This is a genomic window from Pseudoalteromonas sp. Z1A6 (assembly GCF_011378745.1).
GTDB lineage: Bacteria > Pseudomonadota > Gammaproteobacteria > Enterobacterales > Alteromonadaceae > Pseudoalteromonas > Pseudoalteromonas arctica.
The window spans coordinates 1-4,652 of the sequence record NZ_WTKW01000329.1; the positions used below are offsets into that span (position 1 = coordinate 1).

At 34.5% G+C, this 4,652-nt stretch carries 6 protein-coding genes and 2 tRNA genes; 4 read left to right on the top strand and 4 right to left on the bottom strand.

Annotation, left to right across the window (positions count from 1 at the left end; all coding sequences use genetic code 11):
* The first annotated feature begins 270 nt into the window (after window positions 1-270).
* Window positions 271-909, top strand: coding sequence for a SprT family zinc-dependent metalloprotease (locus GQR46_RS16430; RefSeq protein ID WP_165721443.1), 639 nt, complete (start codon window positions 271-273; stop codon window positions 907-909).
* Between the two features lie 69 nt (window positions 910-978).
* On the opposite strand, the gene GQR46_RS16435 is transcribed toward GQR46_RS16430, so the two are convergent.
* A tRNA-Tyr gene (locus tag GQR46_RS16435) sits at window positions 979-1,063 on the bottom strand.
* Between the two features lie 49 nt (window positions 1,064-1,112).
* Window positions 1,113-1,197 (bottom strand) — tRNA-Tyr (locus GQR46_RS16440).
* A gap of 112 nt (window positions 1,198-1,309) precedes the next feature.
* On the opposite strand from GQR46_RS16440, the gene GQR46_RS16445 reads away from it, so the two are divergent.
* The 3 genes from GQR46_RS16445 (at window position 1,310) to GQR46_RS16455 (ending at window position 3,430) form a co-directional block, all read left to right on the top strand.
* Window positions 1,310-1,837 carry a VC2046/SO_2500 family protein gene (locus tag GQR46_RS16445; protein WP_165728208.1) on the top strand — a complete coding sequence of 176 codons (528 nt, stop codon included), beginning with the start codon at window positions 1,310-1,312 and terminating at the stop codon, window positions 1,835-1,837.
* Window positions 1,838-2,016: 179 nt separating this feature from the next.
* Window positions 2,017-2,319 (top strand): DUF6172 family protein, encoded by a 303-nt coding sequence (locus GQR46_RS16450; RefSeq protein WP_002961433.1) that lies wholly within the window; start codon window positions 2,017-2,019, stop codon window positions 2,317-2,319.
* A gap of 193 nt (window positions 2,320-2,512) precedes the next feature.
* Window positions 2,513-3,430, top strand: coding sequence for a diguanylate cyclase (locus GQR46_RS16455; protein WP_024598317.1), 918 nt, complete (start codon window positions 2,513-2,515; stop codon window positions 3,428-3,430).
* 74 nt (window positions 3,431-3,504) lie between these two features.
* Here the strand turns inward: GQR46_RS16455 and GQR46_RS16460 are convergent, their stop codons facing one another.
* Together GQR46_RS16460 and GQR46_RS16465 are read right to left on the bottom strand one after the other, a co-directional pair.
* Window positions 3,505-3,984: a YchJ family protein gene (locus GQR46_RS16460; RefSeq protein WP_010555087.1), complete on the bottom strand. Its 480-nt coding sequence runs from the start codon at window positions 3,982-3,984 to the stop codon at window positions 3,505-3,507.
* 38 nt (window positions 3,985-4,022) lie between these two features.
* A complete protein-coding gene (locus GQR46_RS16465) occupies window positions 4,023-4,457 on the bottom strand; it encodes a SulA-like leucine-rich domain-containing protein (protein WP_007583705.1) in 435 nt (144 codons plus the stop codon).
* Window positions 4,458-4,652: the final 195 nt, after the last annotated feature.

Below are 4,652 nucleotides of genomic sequence, written 5' to 3' on the forward strand. Positions count from 1 at the left end.
CTAATCGCGCTATAAAGTGACGAATTCTAACCAAGTTTATTTATTTTTTGTTATTGAAGTAAATAAAATATTTTAACTTTCAATTCAAATAAAACAGACGGCTCAATCTATAGCTTATTATAATAAAGTGGATTAGGAGTTAGGTGCGACTGTATGCCTAAGAGTTTAAAATTGATGGTAATATGGATTATATAAACGGATGCAATATTTAGAGTTTAGGTCGTGTTTGAATATCAACTAAAAAAGAGTACTAGACGCAAAACAGTCGCAATAAAAGTGCATAGTCAAAAGGTAACTGTGTATGCGCCACATTTTGTCGCAAAAAAACACATTGATACTTGGTTATTTGACAAACAAGAGTGGGTTGCAGAACAATTAAAAAAACAATTGTCAATTGATGACACTAAGCAGTACCCTTTTGAATCTAAAAAAATAAGTGTTTTTTCAGAAACTATTTATTTGAAATTGGACTCAGGCCAAGATTCCAAAGTAACCCCGTATGATGACCACTTACTTATTACAATATCTCCTCGAGTTAAAAACACTAATCAAAAGTATCGACAGCTATTAGAGACTTATTTAAAAGAGCAGCTTATTGCTTACATAGAAATGCGTTTAGCGTATTTCTGTACTCAAATGGGTGAAGAGTTGCCAAATGATTTAAAAATAGGTGTTTATAAACGAAAGTGGGGGAGTTGTAATAGCAAGCGAGAACTCACTTTTAATTTACATCTTATAGGTGCTCCTTACCACGCTATAGATTATGTGATTGTTCATGAGCTTGCCCATTTAAAGTATTTAAATCATAGCAAAGCTTTTTGGCAGCGAGTAGAGGCGTTTTTCCCCGATTACAAAACATCATCTAATTGGTTAAAACAAAATGGTATGAGTTTACAGTGGGTGTTTTGATGTTACTGAATATAGGAATATAGGAATATAGGAATATAGGAATATAGGAATATAGGAATAGTAGAGAAGTGGTGGAGGGAGCTGGATTCGAACCAGCGAAGGCTGAGCCGTCAGATTTACAGTCTGATCCCTTTGGCCGCTCGGGAACCCCTCCACACTAATTTTATTGCATTTGGCCCCACTTAACTTAGCGGTAAGAAAAGTGGTGGAGGGAGCTGGATTCGAACCAGCGAAGGCTGAGCCGTCAGATTTACAGTCTGATCCCTTTGGCCGCTCGGGAACCCCTCCAATGCAACGGCGCTGATAATAGCAAATTGCGTATTTAAGTAAAGAAAAAAGCTAAAGAAAATTGAAATAAAGCCGATAAATATCTATCAGTTACCACAATCGGCTAAAGACTATGCAAATAGATGATTTGTTAATCACAGAGAGTCAGTTAAACAGTAGACTCAATAATAGTGTGCATGAAAATCGCCGTGGCGAATTTGCACTATTATTAGCGATGCTGTCACATGACGCACTCGACTTTAGTCAATTTCATTTACCAAAAACTGAAATAGATAATTTAGTTATAGAAGAAGAGGCGTTAAGAAAGCAATTTGGCGCAGGTCCAAAGCAACTTTTAGCCCCTGATGAATATAATATGTTGGTTGGACAATTTAATGCATCATTAATATCTCAAGAAGGAGAGCACTGTGGTATGACAAGTATTAAGTTAAGACAATGCTTAAGCCCTGAACCACTTGCGATTAGAAATGATGATAAGCATATTCCACTTAATATAATAGATAACTGTGAGCTTGCCGTCAGAAGAAGAATTAAAAGCGAACAAACCCAACTAGCTAATCCCCCTATAGATGCAGCTGCTTTTTACGACAGCCTTAATAATGATGCATTACATCAACCACTTCAGCTCATTGCGGTGTGATATATGATTGTAATAATCACCAGTTAATATATGCTTTATAACGGGTCTGCTTTATATATTTGCTAATAATTGATTTAATGAAAAAAAAGCATCCAAAAATTAAATGCAATTGCTATAATGGCGTCAAATGGTATGACATGAAATGCCATTATCATTAAACCAAGGTAATTAGGAACGTAATGAAGAAAACATTCACGCTAAATCACGAGAAAATCAAATACCCTCGTATGGTTGATGCTGCAAAGCACGAAGTGAAAAAATATTTGAAAAGAGAGCGTAATAAAACGCTACCTGAAGATGCTGACTATTGGGCATTTGACTGTAAGTTTGGTAACACAGCTGAAGATGCGCAAGTTGTGCACGTTGCTGAATTAAGTAACCAAATTGGCGAAATTGAAAAGCAAGGTTTGACCTCTTTCTATGTAGAGATTTTAGCTCGACCTGCTCAACGTCAACAGTTAGATTTAGATGATGACGAATAACACTTAATTTAATTAAGTGTTCGAAGTTTTAAAATGAGCCCAAGTGGCTCATTTTTTGTTTTTATGCATTAAAGATTCACCATAAATCATTTTTATTAGTAACCAATAAGTAGAATTTTACTTTATTAACATTTGCATAACAAAATGTAGTGATATAGGGTGTGTTTAATAAAAAAAACAAAACAGTTGTACCATGCCAATAAATTACTCTGACCACCAATTGAAATTAAGCTTAAAGAGCTCTAAGGTACTTGTCGTTGACGATCAGCTATTAAGCTTAATTGTATTAAAAAAAATATTATCAGAGCATTTTAGTGTAACAACAACGAGCTGTGGTGAGGATGCGATTGAAATTTGTAAACATAATCCGCCAGATATAATACTACTCGATATTAATATGGAAGGAATGAGTGGTATTGAAACATGTCTAAAATTAAAAAATATATCTGAAACACAAGATATCCCCGTTATTTTTGTAACCTCATCTGAAAATCAAGAAGAAGAGTGCTGGGAAGCCGGAGCTGTAGATTTTATAAAGAAACCAACTAACTCGGAAACTTTATATAGAAGAGTGCGCGCCCATATTACGATGAAACTTCAACATGACTTACTCAATCAAAAAGTATTTCTAGATGATTTAACAAAGGTATTCAATCGTCGTTATTTTGATGCGCATTTTTCTAAAATGGAACGAAGCGCCTTACGAGAAAAAGTCGACTATGCACTATTACTCATCGATATAGACTACTTTAAGCAATACAACGATCTTTATGGTCATGTGCAAGGCGATACGGTTTTAAACCTTGTTGCACAAACTATTACTAATAGTTTGCAAAGGCCAACCGATTTTGTTGCGCGTTACGGCGGCGAAGAGTTTGTAGTTGTTTTACCGCATACAAGCACTGAAGGTGCGATTTGTGTTGCTGATAAAATTAAACAAAATGTGGTCGATTTAGGAATATTACACAGATATTCAGAATATGACTTTGTGACTATTAGTATTGGCGGTGCAACCCTACAACCGTACGTAAATAACAAAAACACCTTGCAGATCGCAGATGAAAAAATGTATGAGTCCAAAATGCAAGGTCGTAACCAAGTGTGTTTTTAAGTTTAGCTAGCTAATAAATCACTTTGCCACTTAAAAACACCTTGTAGGTGATAAATATTAAATAAGATTATTTATTACACGCTATGACATTTTTTGTACTTTTTATTGCTACCACATGGGCAGTCATCATTTCTGCCCACTTTAATATCTTCAACAGGATATATAGTGCCATCTAAATAACGCCATTGAGTGTTTTCTTTAATAAACTGCGATTTTTCGTGGAGCTCACAAAATAAGTTTTGATAAAAATATTGGGCTTTAAATTCTACAGTGCCGGTATCTCCATCATGGCTTGACCCAATTACATCAAGATTTATAAATCGACAGCTGTTAGCAAAATCATTGATTTCTTTAACCGGATTTTCAGCTTGTTTTTCTTTTGCGTAGGTTTGATAAACATATTCTGCATTTTTAATAACATAAGCACTGAATCGTGAGCGCATAAGTTGTTCAGGAGAATCAGCTTGCTTAACAGATAAGTGAAGCGGCTCGCAGCAATCAGCATAATTGTGCCCACTGCTGCAAAAACATAATGTGGTATTGAGTGAAGTCATAATAATAATACAAAGTCTAAAACATTAGTTTAACAAGCTTATTGGGCGAGTGATATCTCTGTTGTTTGAGACTTTTTAGTAAAACAGTATAGTTTTGTATTCGTTTTACTTAAATCGAACGATAAATTCGTAAGTAGTTGGTTATTAACTATATCGGTCCAGGTAATTACCGCTGCAAAGTTTCCGTTATGTAATGCAGAATTTAATACATACTCTAAATTTACTAGGTGCTTCTGTCTAATAACAAGTAATTTACTTGTATCAATAGAGCATGAGTCAAGTAAAGCTTTGCTAGGTACGTGATCTGGAGCAATTAGTAACGTCCATGCATTAGAGCTATTGTATTGGTGTAATACTTTTAAAAGCTCAAAGGTCGCTGAAATTTCATCTTCAATTTGAATCAAATTCACGCAATCGCTTTGCTCATCTTGTTGGTAACTTTTAACTGTTCTTACGGTAATAGGCTGTAACATAATTTCACTCACTGGGTTTTTATACAGTATTCATATACAGTAGTTTATACAGTGCTTTCGTGCAAGCCTTTTATGCTATTTATTTGTACAGTTATTCAGCTTTTGATCATTGTTTTTATTTTTTTAATTTATAATTCTTTATTAATCAGGTTGTTATAGGGTTGTTTTTGAGAAGGTATTCTAAAAATAATTTTT

Coding starts and splice junctions, on each gene's coding strand:
- GQR46_RS16445 (WP_165728208.1), top strand. CDS start 1,310: ATGCAAATAGATGATTTGTTAATCACAGAGAGTCAGTTAAACAGTAGA.
- GQR46_RS16455 (WP_024598317.1), top strand. CDS start 2,513: ATGCCAATAAATTACTCTGACCACCAATTGAAATTAAGCTTAAAGAGC.
- GQR46_RS16465 (WP_007583705.1), bottom strand. CDS start 4,457: ATGTTACAGCCTATTACCGTAAGAACAGTTAAAAGTTACCAACAAGAT.
- GQR46_RS16450 (WP_002961433.1), top strand. CDS start 2,017: ATGAAGAAAACATTCACGCTAAATCACGAGAAAATCAAATACCCTCGT.
- GQR46_RS16460 (WP_010555087.1), bottom strand. CDS start 3,984: ATGACTTCACTCAATACCACATTATGTTTTTGCAGCAGTGGGCACAAT.